This window comes from Caballeronia pedi (assembly GCF_001544915.2).
Lineage (GTDB): Bacteria > Pseudomonadota > Gammaproteobacteria > Burkholderiales > Burkholderiaceae > Caballeronia > Caballeronia pedi.
The window spans coordinates 1-20,574 of record NZ_FCOE02000071.1 but is presented as its reverse complement, the minus strand read 5'-3'; the positions used below and the strand labels follow the sequence as shown (position 1 = coordinate 20,574).

The following is a 20,574-nucleotide window of genomic DNA, read 5'->3' as shown; positions in this document are numbered from 1 at the left end:
ATTCGCGGCTGAGGCCGAGTGGCTTGCGTTCGGCATCGGGCTCGAGCGCGCCTGCGCGCATTTGCAGCCGACGGGCCGCAAGAGCGCCGATCCCGCCGCGCGCCGCGCGGACCTGACCGCGCGTTTCACGCGCGCGTTCGGCGAACTCGCGCAACGCTATGGCAATGCCGCGCTCGCGCAGGGCGTGCAGGGCGTCGTGGCGGGCGAGCGCATCGCCGAGCGTGCGCGCTGGGATCTCGGCGAGCAACTGCGCTGGCTTTCGTCGATTCGCCGCTATGTCGAGTTCGCGCATCGTATCAGCGCGCGTATCGATGCGGAGTGCCCGGGCATCGATCGCGAAACCTTCGTCGAACCGCTGGAGATGTGCTCGACGACACATGTGCATAACGACCATCGCCTGGTGACGATTCAGGAAGGCGACATGCTCTTCTGGGGCAACGTCGGTATGCAGCTCGAAATGCATCAGGGCGACATGGTCCTGATTCCCGACGGCCGCCTGCACGGGTCCACTGTGACGTCCCCGGAATGCACGTATCACCAGCCGATCATTCCGGATGACTGGGTCGAGGCGCTCGTCGCCGAGCTGGACGCCAGGACGCCAGCCTGAACGCGACGACGGGCACTGCCCCCATTCCAGGCGCTTCTTGAGAAAGCGTCGGCAAACACCCCCCACAACTCGAGCAACGTTGAACGCCCGCATAAAGGCAAGAAAGCGGGCGCGGACGGCGCGCGCAGATCGTCATCCGCCATGAGGGCGGATATCACGGCGCGCGCCGCGTGGGTGGTGATGACCAACAGGAATGACAATGCAAGCACACGATGACGTCGCGCAGTCTCGCGGGATGCAATCGACCGACGCAGCCGGCGCGGACTTCGATGCCAACGACTGGAAAACCCGGGTGATCGCCGGCAGCCGGACCGGCGCGGCGGCCCGTCCGCCCTCATGGCTCGCGGGCTCGTATGAGACGCTGCGCGAGCAGGTGATGCATCCTGAGTACCCGTGCTTCTTCGGCACCATGGCCGAGCGCCGCGGCGAGATGTTCTACGCGTATGTGAACGGCAAGGACATCCGCGAGCTGCCCGCGACGATGCAGACCTTCGCCACGTTCGCATCGCAGCCGCAGTACCGGCGCAACAACATCGCGGTGTTTTTCGAGCCGGACCGCGAGCCGCTCACGCACGAGCAATATCAGGAGCTCTTCTGGAAGACGTTGCAGCATCTGCACGACGTCGATCCCGATCCCGAGGCGGACAAGCAGCCGGACCCTTCGCAGGAAGAGTGGGAGTTCTCGTTCGCGGGCGTGCAGATGTTCGTCGTGTGCGCGCTGCCGAGCTTCAAGGTGCGCCACAGCCGCAATCTCGGCCCCGGCATGGTGTTGCTGTTCCAGCCGCGCGCCGTATTCGTCGACACGATCACGAACAAGGTGATCGGCCGCGAGGCGCGCAATCAGGTGCGCAAGCGCCTCGAAACATGGGACGACGTGAGCGCGCATCCCGATCTCGGCTTTTACGGCGACCCCGGCAATCTCGAATGGAAGCAGTACTTCCTCACCGATGAGAACACGCCCGCCGAGGATCGTTGCCCGTTCCTGAAGCGCAAGAAAGCGCAGGCCGCCGCGAGCAGCGAAGCGGCGGCCAAGCCACGCGGCCATGCGTATGCGCCGCACCATGCGCCGGCCCAGCGTCATGTGGACAAGGCCCGCCCGTTGCACTACGAGCACTCCGGCCAGCGCCCGCACGGCTCGGACCAGTGGCAGGCGGGCATGCCGCCGAACGCGAAGGCGCGCAACGAACAGAGCGAGAGCTAAACCCCCGCAGGCATCAGCAGGACAAGACAGACCCATGAGCGACACGACAATCGCAGCCGTCCCCGATTTGCTCGCCGTATCGAAGGCGTACGTGCAGTTGCCGGAAGAGAAGCGCAAGCAGTTTCGCCATCAATTGCGCGCGCGCGGCATGCAGGTATCGCGCCTGCCTATCGTGCCGTTTCCGGATCGCGGCGCGGTGTTTCCGCTCTCTCATGCGCAGGAGCGCATGTGGTTCCTGTGGAAGCTCGATCCGTCGAGCGCCGCGTACAACATCACGGGCGCGGTGCGGCTGCAAGGCACGCTCGATCGCCGCGCGGTGAAGGCCGCGCTCGATCGTGTGGTCGCGCGTCACGAGAGCCTTCGCAAGCATTTCGTCGATGCGGACGGCGTGCCCATGCAGATTGCCGGCGCGGCGGACTACGGCTGGCGCGAGCTCGACGTCGATGCCGATGTACCGCTCGCCGACGGACTCGATGCGCTGGGCGCCGCACCCTTCGACCTGGAGCGCGGGCCGCTGCTGCGCGCGACGTTGCTGCGCCGCGCGCCGGACGATCATGTGCTGCATGTCGCGATCCATCACATCGTGTCGGATGGTTTGTCGGTCAATGTATTCGTCGATGAATTCGTCGCGGCCTACCGCGCCGAGTGCGGCGTTTCGCCCGGCGCGCTTCGCGAGGTCGATGACGCGCCGATTCAATACGGCGACTTCGCGGCGTGGCAGCGCGAATGGCTCGACGACGAATCGCTCGCCGGGCAACTGAGCTACTGGCGCGAGGAACTGGGCGGCGAGCAACCGGTGCTCGAATTGCCGTTCGATCGTCCGCGCACGGGCATGCGCGGCTCGGCGGGCGCGAGCGTGATGCGCGTCGTCGCGGGCGCGGCGGCGTCTGCGCTGCGCAAGCGCTCGCAATCGGCCGATGCGACGCTCTTCACGACGCTGCTCGCGGCGTATCAACTGCTGCTTTCGAAGTACAGCGGACAGGACGATATCCGCGTCGGCGTGCCGGTGTCGGGACGCGATCGCGACGAGACCGAACGTGTCATCGGCTTCTTCGTGAATACGCTCGTGCTGCGCGCGCGGATGAGCGATGCATCGACGTTCGGGCAACTGCTCGCACAGATGCGCGAGCGCACGCTGACCGCCTTCGCGCGTCAGGACGTGCCGTTTTCGCGGCTCGTGCAGGAGTTGCAACCGCAACGCAGCTTCGGCCACACGCCGCTCTTTCAGACGATGTTCAATTACCTCGGTCCTGAACGCGCGCCGTTGACGCTGCCGGGCTTGACGGTGTCGGACATCTCGTCCGACTTGCAGACCGCGCGCTTCGATCTCGTGCTGACGGCGCGCGAGCGCGGCGAAGGTCTCGAAGTATCGTTCACGTATGCGCGCGATGTGTTCGATGAATCGACCGTCGCGCGCATGCTCGATCATTACGTGGCGCTGCTCGAGCAACTCGGCGCACAAGGCGATGCGCATCTCGGCGCGCTCACGCTCGAAGCGCTTCAGCCGCAACCGATGCTGGCCGCACATGCGTTCGCATCAGTGGGCGAGCGCATCGCGGCACGCGCGCAGCGCATGCCCGAAGCCAACGCCGTGCATTGCGAAGGCGAGCGGTTGAGCTATGGCGCATTGCAGGCGTGGTCCGCGCGCATCGCGCACGCGTTGCAGGCGCGCGGCATCGGTGCGGAATCGCGCGTGGGTCTGTGCCTCACCCGTTCGCCCGCGCTGATCGCGGCGCTCGTCGGCGTGCTGCGCTCGGGTGGCGCGTTCGTGCCGCTCGATCCCGCGTATCCCGCCGAACGGCTGGGTGTCATGCTGGAAGACGCCGGCGTGCGCTGCGTAGTCGCCGATGCAGCGACCATCGCCACATGCGGTGCGTTGTTCGCGGGGCTCGATGTCATCGACGTGAATCAGCTCGACGCGTTCGCAGACGTTGCACCGCGCGTGACGATCCAGCCCGAGCAACTGGCCTACGTGATCTACACATCGGGTTCGACGGGCAAGCCCAAAGGCGTCGCGGTGAGCCACGTCGCGCTCTCGCGACACCTCGATGACTTCATCGGCTGCTACGGCATCACATCGCGCGACACGCAACTGCAATCGTCGACGATCAACTTCGATGTCGCGCTGCACGAGATGCTGCCCGCGCTGATGCAGGGCGGCCAAGTGGAGATGCGCGGCCCGCAGTTGTGGGACATCGATACGACGAGCCGTCATCTGCGCGATGGCGGCGTGAGCTTCTCGCGCATTCCGACAGCGTACTGGCAGCAGTGGCTGCGCACGCCGCCGCCGGCGCAGGAGCTGGCCACGCTGCGTCAGATCACGGTGGGCGGCGAAGGGCTGCCGGGCGACGCGCTCGCGCAATGGCGTCGCGGGCCGCTCGCGCATATCCGGCTCGACAACCTGTACGGGCCGACCGAAACCACGGTCGCGTGCATGTACCGCGCAACGACCGAGGAGGACACGCGGCAGAGCATCGTGTCGATCGGCGAGCCGTATGCATCGCGTTCGGTGCAGGTGCTCGATCGCTTCGGCAACGAAGTGCCGGTGGGCGGGCTGGGCGAGTTGTGCATCGGTGGATTGACGCTTGCGCGCGGCTATCTGAATCGTCCGGGGCTCACCGCGGAGCGCTTCGTGCCGGACCCGCGCACGCCGGGCGCGCGACTGTATCGCAGCGGCGATTTGTGCCGCCGGCGCGCGGATGGAAGCATCGACTTCCTGGGGCGTCTGGATCAGCAGGTGAAGCTGCGGGGCTTTCGTATCGAGCTGGGCGAGATCGAAGCGGCGCTGCGTCAGGCCGAAGGCGTGAGCGCGGCGGTGGTGGCGCTCGCGGGCGAGGGCGAGGCGCGCCAACTGGTGGGCTACGTGGTCGGTCAGTCCGATATCCGCACGCTGCGCCGCACGCTCGAAGCGCGCCTGCCGGGCTACATGGTGCCGGCCGCGTTCGTGACGCTCGATGCGCTGCCGCTGATGCAAAACGGCAAGGTCGATCGCGCCGCGCTGCCCGCGCCGCAAGCATCGGCGCAACGCGAGCATGTCGCGCCGCGCACGGCGCTCGAAGGCGAACTGCTGTCGATCTGGCAGGCGGTGCTGGGGCGCGAGCGCATCGGCGTGACGGAGAACTTCTTCGAGATCGGCGGTCATTCGCTGCTGATGATGCAGGTGGCCTCGCGCATCCGTCAGGAGCTGGGCCGGGAAGTGACGCTCGCGACGCTCTTCATGCATCCGGTGCTGGAAAGCCTGGCGGCGGAACTGGAGGCGGGGCAAGCGCGGGCGGTCGCGCCCATCGCGCGGAGAGATGAACACACGCGCATTCCGCTGACCTATGCGCAGGAACGCTTGTGGTTCCTGTGGAATCTGGAGCCTGCGAGCGCAGCGTACACGATCGCGGGCGCGGTGCGCCTGAAGGGCCGACTCGATAAGACCGCGATGCGCCGGGCGCTCGATCACTTGGTGATGCGTCACGAAAGCCTGCGCACGCGTTTCGTGGAGGAGGACGGACAGGCGTGGCAAGTGGTGGACGAGACGCCGCGCTATCAATGGAGCGAAGCCCGATACGAAGGCGAAGCGCAACTGCAAGCGCTTTCGCAGGCGCCGCTGGATCTGCGTGCGGGGCCGATGCTGCGTGTGGCGTTGCTCGAAGGCGGCGCACAGGACGCGGTGCTGCACTTCGCGATGCCGCATATCGTCTCGGATGCGTGGTCGCAAACGATCCTGCTGCGCGAGTTCTCGCAATTCTATGCAGCGGCGGTTGAAGAGCAGGAAGCGCATCTGGAGCCGCTGCCGATTCAATACGGCGATTACGCGACGTGGCAGCGCGAGCATCTGAACGAAGCCGCACTGCAAGCGCAATACGCGTACTGGCAACACGAACTCGGCGATGAACAGCCGCTGCTCGAACTGCCCGTGGATCGCGTGCGGCACGGCGCGCGCGATAGCGCCGGAGCGAGCATCGAACGCCGCCTCGATCCCGCGCTCGCGAGCAGGCTCGACACCTTGTCGAAAGCACACGGCGCGACGCGCTTCATGACGATGCTCGCCGCCTTCGGCCTGCTCCTTGGTCGCTACAGCGGCCAGCAGGACATCCGCATCGGCGTGCCCGAGGCCGGACGCGACCGGCTGGAAACCGAGCCTCTGATCGGCTTCTTCGTGAACACGCTCGTGATCCGCGTGCGCACACATGGCACTCAGCCCTTCGATGCATTGCTCGCCGATGTGCGTCAACGCGTGCTGGACGCGCAGGCGCATTCCGGCGTGCCCTTCGCGAAGCTCGTCGAGCATCTGCAACCGCAGCGCAGCGCGAGCCACACGCCGCTCTTCCAGGTGCTGTTCAACTACGCCGCGCAGACCTCTTCGCGCCTGTCGCTGCCGGGCGTCGATATCACGCCGATCGCAGGCGCGACCGGCAGCGCGCAGTTCGATCTCTCGCTGCAAGTGGATGGCGACGATTCGTCGGATGGGCTCACGCTGGGCCTCAATTACGCGACCGATATTTTCGATGCCGCGACGGCGCGTCGCCTGCTCGACGACTATGTGACCGTGCTCTCGTATATCGCGGATGACGCCGCCGTTCGCGCCGCGCAGATCGAATTCGACGGCGAAGCACGCGCCTTCGACACGATGCGCACGCTCGAAGGCTACGCGTTCGAGCCGGTTCCCGAGCGCATCGCGCAGCAGGCCGCGCGCACGCCCGATGCGCCCGCGCTGCGATGCGGCGACGAAACTCTCACCTATGCCGAACTCGACGACTGGGCGACGCGCATCGCTGCGCAACTGCAAGCGTGCGACGTGTCGCCCGAGGCGCGCGTGGGCATTTGCGTATCGCGTTCGGCCGGACTCGTGGCCGCGCTCATCGGCGTGATGCGTTCGGGCGCGGCTTACGTGCCGCTCGACACGAGCCTGCCGCCCGCGCGCATCGAAATGATGCTCGACGATGCCGGCGTCGCATGCGTGATCGCCGATGAAACGGGCGCGCAATCGCTCGAAGGCGTCGTGGGCGAGCGCACTGTGCTGCGCATCGAGCACAGCTTCGACGCCGTGCCGCCCGCATCGTCGAAAGCGGTGCGGATCTATCCTTCGCAGCTTGCCTATGTCATCTACACGTCCGGATCGACGGGCAAGCCCAAAGGCGTCGGCGTGTCGCACGATGCGCTCGCGCGCTTCCTGGCGAGCATGCGCGCGCGGCCCGGCATCGGCGCCGACGACGTGTGTCTCAGCGTGACGACGCTCTCGTTCGACATCGCCGCGCTGGAGCTTTATCTGCCGCTGATCGCGGGCGCGCGCATCGAGCTTGCTTCGCGCGACGACGTGACCGACGGCGAGCGGCTCGCCGCGCTCATTTCGCGCTCGGGCGCGACGATGATGCAGGCAACGCCAATGGGCTGGAAAGTACTGCTCGAAGGCGGCTGGCAAGGAACCGCGCCCGGTCGCGGGTTCAAGGCGCTGTGCGGCGGCGAAGCATTGCCGCGCGAGCTCGCGGCGCGAATGCTCGCGCGCGGCGTCGATCTCTGGAATCTCTACGGGCCGACCGAAACCACCGTCTGGTCGAGCGTCGCGCATCTGGAAAACGGCGATACGCCGCCGTCCATCACGCTCGGCGAGCCGATCGAAGGCACGACGCTGCATCTCATCGACGCAAGCGGCGCGCGCGTGCCGGCGGGCGGCATCGGCGAGCTGTGCATCGGCGGGACGAATCTCGCGCGCGGCTATCTCGGACGCGCCGCGCTGACGGCCGAGCGCTTCGTGCCGGATCCATTGCGCGCGGGCGCGCGGCTGTACCGAACGGGCGACCTGTGTCGCATGCAAGGCGGACGCCTCGTGTTTGTCGGACGCGCGGACCATCAGGTGAAGCTGCGCGGCTTTCGCATCGAGCTGGGCGAGATCGAGGCGCAGTTGCGGCGACTTCACGGCGTGCGCGACGCCGCCGCCGTGGTTCGGGACGTCGCGGGCGAGCCCTTGCTCGTGGCCTATGTGGTGCACGGCGCAGATGCCGCCGCAAACAGCGTCGCATGGCAGGCGCAACTCGCGCGGGACTTGCCGCCGTACATGGTGCCGCAACGCTTCGTGACGCTCGACGCGCTGCCGCTCACGCACAACAACAAGCTCGATCGCAACGCGTTGCCCGCGCCTCAGGCGAGCGCCGATGCATCGGCCAAGACCGCGCCGGGCACCGCGACCGAGCTGGCGATCGCGAGCATCTGGACGCGCGTGCTGGGCGTCGACGACATCGGCGCGCACGACGACTTCTTCGCGCTCGGCGGCGAATCGCTCAAGGCGTTGCGCACGGTGGCCGCTATGCGCACGGCGTTCGGCATCGACCTGCCGGTGCAGGCCGCGTTCCTGCGTCCGGTGCTCGCCGACCTCGCAAGCGCGATTGACACGCTCTACGATGGCGCACGAACGCAGACGATCATTTCCGCGCGCACCGATGTCCTCGCGCCCGCGCCGGTCTCGTTCGAACAGGAGCGGCTCTGGTTCTTCTCGCGTCTCGATCCGGAAAGCCCGGCGTACAACCTCTCGGGCGCGGTGCGTCTCGAAGGCGCGCTCGACCGCGACGCCCTGCGCGCCGCGCTCACGATGCTCGTCGCGCGGCATGCCAGCCTGCGCACGCGTTTCACTGAGCGCGACGACGTGCCGATGCAGCTCGTCTCGGACATGGCCGATTATGGTTGGTCCGTGCTCGACTTCGCCGACGTGGCCGTCAACATGCGCGATGAACGCATCGCTTCGGCGCTGCGCTCGATCGCGCGCGCCCCGTTTGCGCTGGATCAGGGTCCGCTTCTGCGCGTCACGTTGATCTGCCTCGGCAGCGACGAACATCTGCTGCAATTCGTTGTGCATCACATCGTGTCGGACGCATGGTCGGTGCAGATCATGATCGACGAGTTCGCGCAAAGCTACGCGATGGCCCGCGATGGACGAAGCGCGCCGCTGCCCGCGCTGCCGGTGCAGTACGCCGATTACGCGGCGTGGCAACGTGATGCGAACGCACAGGCGCGCATCGATTCCGATCTCGACTTCTGGCGCACCCGTCTCGCCGGTGACGAGCCGCAGGTGATGTTGCCCTATGATCGAACGCCCGGCGGCATGCGCAGCCAGGACGGCGGTCGCGTGAGCATTGCGCTTGCATCGCTTGCGCGGGTGGGCGTGCAGAAGACGGCGCGCCGTCATCGCACGACGGCGTTCGTCGTGCTGCTCGCTGCGTTCGATCTGCTGCTCGCGCGGTATAGCGGCAGTGAAGACGTGCGCGTCGGCGTGCCGGTCGCGGGACGCGAGCGCAGCGAGACGCAATCGCTGATTGGCTTCTTCGTCAATACGCTGGTGATTCGTGGTGAACTGGCGGGACTGCGTACGATCGACGATCTTCTGGCGCATGTGCGCGAGCGCGTGCTCGAAGCGCAGGCGCATCAGACCGCGCCGTTCTCGCGCGTCGTGGATGCGTTGCGCCCCGGCCGCAGTCTCACGCAGACGCCGCTGTTCAACGTGATGTTCAACTTCGAGCCTGCGCTCGATCGCGGGACTTTCGGCCTGCCGGGACTGAACGTGACGCCGGTCGAATCGACGACGGGCACCGCGCGCTTCGATCTCGTGCTGACGGCGCGCGAACGCGGCGAAGGTCTCGAAGTGTCGTTCACGTATGCACGCGATGTGTTCGATGAATCGACTGTCGCGCGCATGCTCGATCATTACGTGGCGCTGCTCGAGCAACTCGGCGCACAAGGCGATGTGCATCTCGGCGCGCTCACGCTCGAAGCGCTTCGGCCGCAGCCCGCATTGGCCGCGCATGCGTTCGCACCGGTAGGCGAGCGCATCGCGGCACGCGCGCAGCGCATGCCCGAAGCCAACGCCGTGCATTGCGAAGGCGAGCGGTTGAGCTATGGCGCATTGCAGGCGTGGTCCGCGCGCATCGCGCACGCGTTGCAGGCGCGCGGCATCGGTGCGGAATCGCGCGTGGGTCTGTGCCTCACCCGTTCGCCCGCGCTGATCGCGGCGCTCGTCGGCGTGCTGCGCTCGGGTGGCGCGTTCGTGCCGCTCGATCCCGCGTATCCCGCCGAACGGCTGGGTGTCATGCTGGAAGACGCCGGCGTGCGCTGCGTAGTCGCCGATGCAGCGACCATCGCCACATGCGGTGCGTTGTTCGCGGGGCTCGATGTCATCGACGTGAATCAGCTCGACGCGTTCGCAGACGTTGCACCGCGCGTGACGATCCAGCCCGAGCAACTGGCCTACGTGATCTACACATCGGGTTCGACGGGCAAGCCCAAAGGCGTCGCGGTGAGCCACGTCGCGCTCTCGCGACACCTCGATGACTTCATCGGCTGCTACGGCATCACATCGCGCGACACGCAACTGCAATCGTCGACGATCAACTTCGATGTCGCGCTGCACGAGATGCTGCCCGCGCTGATGCAGGGCGGCCAAGTGGAGATGCGCGGCCCGCAGTTGTGGGACATCGATACGACGAGCCGTCATCTGCGCGATGGCGGCGTGAGCTTCTCGCGCATTCCGACAGCGTACTGGCAGCAGTGGCTGCGCACGCCGCCGCCGGCGCAGGAGCTGGCCACGCTGCGTCAGATCACGGTGGGCGGCGAAGGGCTGCCGGGCGACGCGCTCGCGCAATGGCGTCGCGGGCCGCTCGCGCATATCCGGCTCGACAACCTGTACGGGCCGACCGAAACCACGGTCGCGTGCATGTACCGCGCAACGACCGAGGAGGACACGCGGCAGAGCATCGTGTCGATCGGCGAGCCGTATGCATCGCGTTCGGTGCAGGTGCTCGATCGCTTCGGCAACGAAGTGCCGGTGGGCGGGCTGGGCGAGTTGTGCATCGGTGGATTGACGCTTGCGCGCGGCTATCTGAATCGTCCGGGGCTCACCGCGGAGCGCTTCGTGCCGGACCCGCGCACGCCGGGCGCGCGACTGTATCGCAGCGGCGATTTGTGCCGCCGGCGCGCGGATGGAAGCATCGACTTCCTGGGGCGTCTGGATCAGCAGGTGAAGCTGCGGGGCTTTCGTATCGAGCTGGGCGAGATCGAAGCGGCGCTGCGTCAGGCCGAAGGCGTGAGCGCGGCGGTGGTGGCGCTCGCGGGCGAGGGCGAGGCGCGCCAACTGGTGGGCTACGTGGTCGGTCAGTCCGATATCCGCACGCTGCGCCGCACGCTCGAAGCGCGCCTGCCGGGCTACATGGTGCCGGCCGCGTTCGTGACGCTCGATGCGCTGCCGCTGATGCAAAACGGCAAGGTCGATCGCGCCGCGCTGCCCGCGCCGCAAGCATCGGCGCAACGCGAGCATGTCGCGCCGCGCACGGCGCTCGAAGGCGAACTGCTGTCGATCTGGCAGGCGGTGCTGGGGCGCGAGCGCATCGGCGTGACGGAGAACTTCTTCGAGATCGGCGGTCATTCGCTGCTGATGATGCAGGTGGCCTCGCGCATCCGTCAGGAGCTGGGCCGGGAAGTGACGCTCGCGACGCTCTTCATGCATCCGGTGCTGGAAAGCCTGGCGGCGGAACTGGAGGCGGGGCAAGCGCGGGCGGTCGCGCCCATCGCGCGGAGAGATGAACACACGCGCATTCCGCTGACCTATGCGCAGGAACGCTTGTGGTTCCTGTGGAATCTGGAGCCTGCGAGCGCAGCGTACACGATCGCGGGCGCGGTGCGCCTGAAGGGCCGACTCGATAAGACCGCGATGCGCCGGGCGCTCGATCACTTGGTGATGCGTCACGAAAGCCTGCGCACGCGTTTCGTGGAGGAGGACGGACAGGCGTGGCAAGTGGTGGACGAGACGCCGCGCTATCAATGGAGCGAAGCCCGATACGAAGGCGAAGCGCAACTGCAAGCGCTTTCGCAGGCGCCGCTGGATCTGCGTGCGGGGCCGATGCTGCGTGTGGCGTTGCTCGAAGGCGGCGCACAGGACGCGGTGCTGCACTTCGCGATGCCGCATATCGTCTCGGATGCGTGGTCGCAAACGATCCTGCTGCGCGAGTTCTCGCAATTCTATGCAGCGGCGGTTGAAGAGCAGGAAGCGCATCTGGAGCCGCTGCCGATTCAATACGGCGATTACGCGACGTGGCAGCGCGAGCATCTGAACGAAGCCGCACTGCAAGCGCAATACGCGTACTGGCAACACGAACTCGGCGATGAACAGCCGCTGCTCGAACTGCCCGTGGATCGCGTGCGGCACGGCGCGGCGAGCAGCGCGGGCGCATGGGTCGAACGATCCATCGACGAAAAACTCGCGCGCACTCTGGACGACATGTCCCGCAACGCCGGCGCGACGCGCTTCATGACCATGCTCGCCGCCTTCGGCGCGGTGATGCAAGGCTATAGCGGACAGCGCGACGTGCGCATCGGCGTGCCGGTGGCGGGGCGCGACCGGCTGGAGACGCAATCGCTCATCGGCTTCTTCGTCAACACGGTGGTGATCCGCGTCGACACGCCGCCGGGCGCGTCGTTCGATGCGCGGCTCGCGCAGGTTCGCGAGCGCGTGCTCGGCGCGCACGATCACACGGCGGTTCCGTTCGCGAAGCTGGTCGAGCGCCTTCAACCGCAACGCAGCATGAGCCACACGCCGCTCTTTCAGGTGATGTTCGACTACAGCGAAGCCGGTGCGCCGCTCGCGATGCCGGGCGTCGAGGCGAGCGCGCTCGCGGGCGGCACGGGCACGGCGCAATTCGATCTCTCGATGCAAGTCTCCGCCGATGCGGCCGGTGGCCTGCACATCGGCTTGAATTACGCGACCGATATCTTCGACGAACACACCGTCGCGCGCATCATCGATAGCTACGTGGCCGTTCTCGAACAGGCCGCGCAAAAACCGCAGCGCCGCAGCTTCGAGCTGCCCGACGATGCCGAGCGCCGCCAGCTCGCGCGATTCACGCACGGCGCGCCGCTCGCGGCGAACGTGGCCCTCGTGCATCGACGTTTCGAAGCGCACGCGGCCGCGCATCCGGACGACATCGCGCTCGTCTTCGAAGGCGAACATATCAACTACGGCGAGCTGAACGCGCGCGCGAATCGCGTCGCGCATGAGTTGATCGCGCGCGGCATCGCGCCGGACGAGAAGGTGGGCGTGGCGCTCGAGCGTTCCATCGACATGATCGTCGCGGTGCTGGGCGTGCTCAAGGCCGGCGCGGCCTATGTTCCGCTGGACCTCGCGTATCCGGCGGCACGTCTCGCGCACATGATCGAGGATAGCGGCGTCGCGATGCTGCTGACGCAGCGCGCATTGCGCCCGAACCTGCACGTGCCGGAGGTGGCGGTCGTCGTCGAGCTGGAAGCGATCGAGGCGACGACGACGCGCTGCGACGATCCATCGGTGACGCCGCACGCGCAGCATCTCGCGTACGTGATCTACACGTCGGGATCGACGGGCAAGCCCAAGGGCGTCGGCATGTCTCATGCGGCGTTCGCGAGTCACGTCGACGTGGCGATCGGCTTTTTCGGCCTCACGCGCGCGGACCGCGTGCTGCAGTTCGCGACCTTCAATTTCGATGGCTTCATCGAGCAACTGTTTCCTGCGCTGTGCATCGGCGCGTCGGTGGTGTTGCGCGGCCCGCAACTGTGGGACAGCGTCACGTTCCATGAGCGCGTGCTGTCCGACCGCATCACCGTCGCCGATCTGACGACCGCGTACTGGCAACTGCTCGCTCAGGACTTCGCGGCGCGCGGCGTGACGGACTTCGGCGCACTGCGTCGCGTGCATGCGGGCGGCGAAGCAATGTCGCTCGCCGCGCTGAAGAAATGGCGCGCATGGCCCGCGCCCGCGAACGTGCAGCTTCTCAACACCTATGGCCCGACCGAAGCCGCAGTCACCGCTTCGACCTTCGATTGCAGCGCCGCCGGCGAGCTCGACGCGTTGCCCACACGCGTGCCCATCGGCGCGCCGCTCGCGGGCCGCTCGATTCACGTGCTGACGCCCGAGCTGACGCTCGCGCCTGTGGGCGTGCAGGGCGAAGTCGCGATCGGCGGGCCGCTGCTTGCGCGCGGTTATCTGAATCGGCCGGGCCTCACGGCGGAGCGCTTCATTCCCGATCCGTTCGATGCGTGCGGCGCGGGCGCCAGGCTCTATCTGACCGGCGATCTCGCGCGCTGGAACGCCGCGGGTGAGCTCGAGTATCTGGGCCGCATCGATCATCAGGTGAAGATTCGCGGCTTTCGCATCGAGCTCGGCGAGATCGAAGCGGCGCTGCGCGCGCAGCCCCGCGTGCGCGATTCGGCGGCTGCCGTCAAGGAGATCGGCGGCGAGCCGATGCTCGTCGGCTACGTCGTGCCCGCGAACGAAGACGACGGCCTCGACATCCATGCGCTGCGTCTCGCGCTCGCCGCGCAACTGCCCGCGTACATGACGCCGCAGCGCATCGTCACGCTCGCGGCGCTGCCGCTCTCGCCCAACGGCAAGCTCGATCTCAATGCGCTGCCGCTGCCTTCGCTCACCCGCGATGCGGTGTCGGGCAACGAGCCGCAAACGGTCACGGAGCACGCGCTCGCCGCGATCTGGCAGAGCGTGCTCGGCGTGACGCACGCCGGCCCCGACGACGACTTCTTCGCGCTCGGCGGCGATTCGCTGCGCACGCTGCAAGTCGCGCGCCTCGCCCGCGAAGCGATGCTGCCCACGCTCGGCATCGAGGCGATCTTTGCGCGGCCGCGCCTCGGCGATCTGGCCGCTTATCTGGATAACCACGCCGATGCGCAACGCGACGCCGCGCCCGCGAGCATCGTGCCGATGAACGCGCCAGACGCACCGCTCGATGTCTTCGCGATCCATCCCGCTTACGGGCTGATCGCCGAGTACCGCACGCTCGCGCGGCACCTCGACGGCATCGCGAGCGTGCATGGCGTGCAGTCGCCCGTGTATGGCGAGCCGGACTGGTGGGCGCATGACCTCGATGCGCTCGCGCGCGATTACGCGGAACGCGTGCGGCGCGTGCAGCCGCGCGGCCCGTATCGCTTCGTCGGCTGGTCGATGGGCGGGCTGCTCGCCGTCGAGATCGCGGCGCAACTGGAGGCGGCGGGCGAGACGGTGGACTTCATCGGCCTGATCGACGCGGGCATGCAGCAGAACACGACGCTCGATGCGGCGCACGCGGCCCGGGTGCTGGCGCACCGCAGGACGGCATCGCAGGAAGAGATCGCGGCGTTCTGGGACGGCGCCGACGACGCGCGCCGTCAATGGCGCGCGGAACTCGGCGAGACGGCGAGCGATCCCGGCGTGATCGGTCATGCGCTGATCGCGATCGAGCACCTGCAGGCGTTGACGCAGGCGTGGCGCACGCGTGAGGTGCGTGCGCCGCTCACGCTGTGGTGGTCGGGACAGGAAGCGGGCGCCGCGGCGCTCGACGAGAAGACCGCGCGCTGGCGTGCGTGCAGCGCGAGTGAAACGGTGCTCGCGGGCACGATCGATACGGATCACGTCGGCATCGTCCGGCATGCGGCGCTGCTGCGGGACCTCGCGGCGCGCCTCGAAGCATTGAGCAAGAGCGAAGCAGAACAGGAAGGACTGGCACATGGCTGAGAACATGATCGAGCGCTTGCGCGAACTCGCGGCGACGCGCGGCAGCGACACGGCGCTCGTCGTCGTCGATGCGAACGGCGATACCGCATGGACCTACACGCAACTCGACGCCCGCGCGGCGCGCATCGCCGCCTGGCTGCGACGCGCAGGCGCTGCGGGCGAACGCGCGCTGCTGCTGATGGATAGCGGCGCGGATTACGTCGCGTCGTTTTTCGGGTGTCTTTATGCGCAGACCGTGGCGGTGCCCGCGTATCCGCCCGAGACGCTGCGCGCGCAGCATCTCGCGCGGCTCGCGGCCATCGCGAGCGACGCCGATGCGCGTTTCGTGCTGACCACGCGCGCGCTCGTGGAGCGTTATCGCGAGGCCTTCGCGTCGATCGCGCCGAACGCGCGCGTGATCGAAGTCGATGCACTCGATGCAGCCGATAGCGCGAACGAGATCGCGCATGTGGCGTCGTCTGATCTGGCCTTCCTGCAATACACGTCCGGCTCCACGTCGACGCCCAAGGGCGTGATGGTGACGCACGGCTGCCTGTGGGCGAACGAGATCGCCATTCGCGAGCGTCTCGGCGTGACCGCGCGCGATGTCTTCGTGAGCTGGCTGCCGCTTTATCACGACATGGGCCTCATCGGCTCGATGTCGCAGCCGATCTTCAGCGGCATTCCGCTCGTGCTGATGTCGCCGCAATACTTCCTCGAACGGCCGGTGCGCTGGCTCGATGCGATCTCGCGTCATCGCGGGACGATTTCGGGCGGCCCCGATTTTTCGTATCGGCTGTGCGCGGACCGCATCGGCGACGATCAGCTTGCTGCGCTCGATCTGTCGAGTTGGCGCGTCGCGTTCTCGGGATCGGAACCCGTGCGCCATGCGACGCTCGATGCGTTCGTCGAGCGCTTCGCGCAGCGCGCTTTCGACACACGCGCGCTGTATCCATGCTACGGGCTCGCGGAAGCGACGCTGCTCGCCACCGGCGTGCAGCGCGATGCGGGCGTGACCACTGCATCGCTGCGCGCGGATGCGCTCGAACGCGGCATCGCCGAGCGCGCGCAAGAACGCGACGTGACGCTCGTGTCGTGCGGCGTGCCGCCCGCGGATCATGCCGTGATGATCGTGCATCGCGAGAGCCGCGAAGCGTTGGCCGATGGCGCTATCGGCGAAATCTGGGTGAGCGGGCCGAGCGTGACGGCGGGCTACTGGCGACGTCCGGATGCGACGGCGGAAAGTTTCGTCGAGCGTGCAGGCGCGCGCTGGCTGCGCACCGGCGATCTGGGCTTTCTGCTCGATGGCGGCCTCTTCGTGGCTGGACGCGTCAAGGATCTGCTGATCGTGCGCGGGCGCAATCTCTATCCGCAAGATCTCGAACTCGCGATCGAACGCGACGTGGAGCTCGTGCGGCGCGGGCGCGTCGCGGCCTTCGCGGTGCAGATCGACGGCACGGAATGCATCGGCGTGGCGGCCGAGGTGTCGCGCAGCGTGCGCAAGCTCGTGACGCCCGAGGCACTGGCGTCGGCGGTGAGCGAGGCGGTCGCGCTCGCGTGCGGCGAGCCGGCCGCTGCTGTCGCGCTGCTCGAACCGGGCGCGCTGCCGAAGACATCGAGCGGCAAGGTGCAGCGCGCCGCGTGCGTGAAGCGCTTCGCCGAACGCTCGCTCGAAGCGTATGCGTGGTTCGTGAAGGGCGAGCGCATCGATGGCGCGACGACGGCGCAAGCGCCGCGCGATACGTTTACGAACATCGAGACGCAGCTCGCCGCGATCTGGAGCAAGGCGCTCGACGCCGCGCCCACGAGCCGCGACGACAGCTTCTTCCGGCTCGGCGGCAATTCGCTCGCCGCGGTGCGCGTCGCGGCCGACGTGAGCGCGCAGTGGCGCATCGCCTACGATGCACGCGACGTGTTCACCGCGTCTTCCTTGCGCTCGGCGGCGGCCGAGATCGAGAAGCGCAGCGCGGCGGGCGAGCCGCTTCGCCGCGCGCCGTTCGTGCGGCTCGCGCCGGAAGCGCGCCGCATCGCGCGCGCTTCGCATGCGCAGCGCGCGCTATGGATGACCTGGGCGCACGATCCCGAGAGCAACGCATACAACATGAGCGGCGTGCTGTCGATGGACGGCCCTTTGCAGGCCGATGCGATGCAGCGCGCCTTCGACACGCTCGTCGCGCGGCACGACATCCTGCGCGCGCGTTTCGAGCTCGACGACGATGGCGAGCCGATGCAGATCATCGACGATGACGCATCGATCGCCTTGCCGTTCACCGACCTGAGCGGCGAGCCCGCCGCGCTCGAACGACTCACGCAGGAGACGGCGCGCGCGCCCTTCGATCTCGAGCGCGGTCCGCTGCTGCGCGCGCATCTCGTGAAAGTGGACGAAGAGGCGCATCGGCTCGTGATCGCGCTGCATCACATCATCGCGGATGGACTCTCGGTGAACGTGCTGCTCGAAGCGCTCGCGGATGCGTATCGCGCCGGGATCACGCCGTCGGGCGCGGGCGATGCCGACATCGCGCTACCGCAGTACGCGGACTTTTCCGCATGGGAGCACACGGCGATCGATCACGCCGAGATCGACGGGCAGATCGGCTACTGGCGCGAAGCCTTGTGCGCGCATGGCGATGCGTCGCGAATCGCGCGTCTCTTCGAGCGCGGCCATGCTGCGCCCGGCGCGCAGCGAACGCTCGTCTTCAGTCTGCCGCCCGCGCTTTCGGCACGCCTTGCGCAAAGCGCGCGCGAACAGCAGGCGTCGCTTTTCATGGTGATGCTGGCGGTCTTCGGCGCGACGTTGCGCGAGACGAGCGGCAAGCGCGATATCCGCATCGGCGCGCCGATGTCGAGCCGCAGGCACGAAGAGGCGCAAGCGGTCATCGGCTATTTCATCAACATGCAGGTGTTGCGCGTGGTCATCGAAGACGATGCGACGCTGCGCGCGCTTGTGGCCGCGGCGAAGGAAACGGTGCTCGCCGCGCACGAGCATCAGGACGTGCCTTACGACAGGCTCGTCGCCGCGCTGCTGCCGAATCGCGCGCGGGCCGACGATGCGCTGTTTCAGGTGAAGCTCACGGAGCAGCGCGCGTTTTCGCTCGATGCGTTCGCGCCGCTTTCGACGCGCCTGGACGTGCTCGCGAACGACGCCGCGCACTTCGATCTCGCGCTGGACTTCGTCGATCGCGCATCGGGCATCGAATGCACGCTCGCCTATGACGACGCCGTATTCGACGATGCCTTCGCTCGGCGCTTCGAAACCGTGTTGCGCGGTGTCGCCGAAGCGCTCGTCGATGTGCCCGACAGCACGGTGACGCACATTGATTCGGATGACGAACAATCGAGCGATGTGCTCGCGCTCTGGCGACGCAGCGTCGCGCGGCATCCCGAGCGCATGGCCGTGCGCGACGAAACACGCGCGATTTCGTATGCCGAATTGGACGCCGCAGCGAACACGCTCGCGTCCCGTCTCGTCGCGGCGGGTTGCGGACCGGAAGCGCGCGTTGCCGTTCATGCGCCGCGCGGTGTGGAGATGGTCCTCGGCATGCTCGCCTGTTTCAAGGCGGGCGCGACGTGGGTGCCGCTCGACCCGCAATTGCCCGCCGCGCGCAACGCCGCGCAGATGGCCGACAGCGGCGCCATCGCACTGCTGCATGCGGGCGCGTGCGCGACGGACATCGCATCGGCGGTCGCAACGGTGCTGCCGCTTTCATTCGACATCGAAGCGGACACAGCCGAGCCGCCGCGCGCGCTTCATGGCGCTCAGGCCGCGTATCTGATCTACACGTCCGGATCGACGGGCAAGCCCAAGGGCGTGACGGTGAGCCATGCCGCGCTCGGCAACTACGTGCGCGGCATGCTCGAGACGATCGGCGTGGGCGAGGACGCGGCGTTCGCGATGGTCTCGACGCCCGCCGCCGATCTCGGTCACACCGCCTTGTTCGGCGCGCTGTGCTCGGCGGGCACGCTGCATCTGATTTCCTCCGACCGGGCGCTCAATCCGGATGCCTTCGGGCAATACATGGCGCAGCATCGCGTCGATGTATTGAAGATCGTGCCGAGTCATCTGTCGGCGCTGTTGTGCGCCGCCGATGCGCGCAGCGTGTTGCCCGCGCGCGCGCTGATCGTCGGCGGCGAAGCGACCTCGGCGGCGCTGCTCGCGCAGATCGCCGCGCTCGCGCCGACATGCCGCATCTTCAATCATTACGGACCGACGGAAACGACGGTCGGCATCGCAATGCACGCGATGTCGGACGATCACGACATGCAGCGCGGCCTGCCTCTGGGCGCAGCGCTCCCCGACACACGCATCTACGTGCTCGACGAGCACATGAACGCCGTGCCCGCCGGCGCGACAGGCGAGCTTTATCTGGGTGGCGCGGGCGTGGCGCGCGGCTATCACGGACAGCCCGGACGCAGCGCCGAGCGCTTCGTGCCGAACCCGTTCGTGCCGGGCGAGCGTGTGTATCGATCGGGCGATCTGGCGCGCGTTGCATCGGATGGCGCGCTCGAATACCTCGGACGTGCCGACGATCAGGTCAAGATTCGCGGATATCGCGTCGAGCCGGGCGAAGTGCAGCGCGTGCTGCAAGGTTTCGCGAACGTGCGCGCGGCGGCGGTGCTCGCGTACGACGTGAATGGTGCGAAGAGGCTGGGTGCGTGCATCGCCGGCGATATCGATGCGAACGCGCTGCTCGAGCAGGCATCGCGCATATTGCCGGATTACATGGTGCCGGGCGATATCGTCGTCGATAAGGCGTTGCCGCTCAATGCGAACGGCAAGCTCGATCGCGCTGCGCTCCTTGCACGTTTCAAGGCGTTGCATGAAGCGCCCGTGCCGCATGTGAACGAGGAGCACGCGCCGCGCGGGGAGATGGAAGAGCGGCTCGCGCGTGTCTGGAGCGAAGTGCTGTCGATCGATGCGTCTACGCTGCGGCGCGATCGCAACTTCTTCGAAGCCGGCGGCGATTCGATCCTCGGTCTGAAGGTCGTCGCGCGCGCGAAAAAAGCGGGCATCAAGATTACGCCGAAGCAGTTGTTCGAGCGGCATACGCTCGCGCAACTGGCGTCGATGCTCGCGCCTGTGCCTGTCGTCGCTTCTGGTTCCGAAGATGCGATTCGTCGTTTGCCCGATGACGTTCGCGCGCGCACGGAAGCGTCTTTTGCGCAGCAGCGGTTGTGGTTTTTGTGGCAGTTGTCGCCCGAGAGTAGCGCGTATCACGTCGCGGGTGGCTTGCGCTTGCGCGGGCCGGTGGATCGCGCCGCATTGCGCGCGAGCTTCGAAGC

General features: G+C 67.6%; 4 protein-coding genes. All 4 read left to right on the top strand.

All coding sequences use genetic code 11. The features are described from left to right. Window positions 1–607, top strand: a 607-nt coding sequence (locus AWB80_RS41395; RefSeq protein WP_482764102.1) for a cupin domain-containing protein, incomplete at its 5' end; no start/stop codon positions are given. Between the two features lie 235 nt (window positions 608–842). Continuing rightward, on the top strand, window positions 843–1,808 hold the full coding sequence (locus tag AWB80_RS41390) for a YqcI/YcgG family protein (RefSeq protein ID WP_087132055.1): 966 nt from the start codon (window positions 843–845) through the stop codon (window positions 1,806–1,808). A 34-nt stretch (window positions 1,809–1,842) separates the two neighbouring features. Continuing rightward, window positions 1,843–15,315 (top strand): non-ribosomal peptide synthetase, encoded by a 13,473-nt coding sequence (locus AWB80_RS41385; protein WP_061180394.1) that lies wholly within the window; start codon window positions 1,843–1,845, stop codon window positions 15,313–15,315. After that, a partial coding sequence (locus tag AWB80_RS41380; protein WP_143328261.1) for a non-ribosomal peptide synthetase occupies window positions 15,308–20,574 on the top strand: 5,267 nt, incomplete at its 3' end. The genes AWB80_RS41385 and AWB80_RS41380, both read left to right, overlap by 8 nt.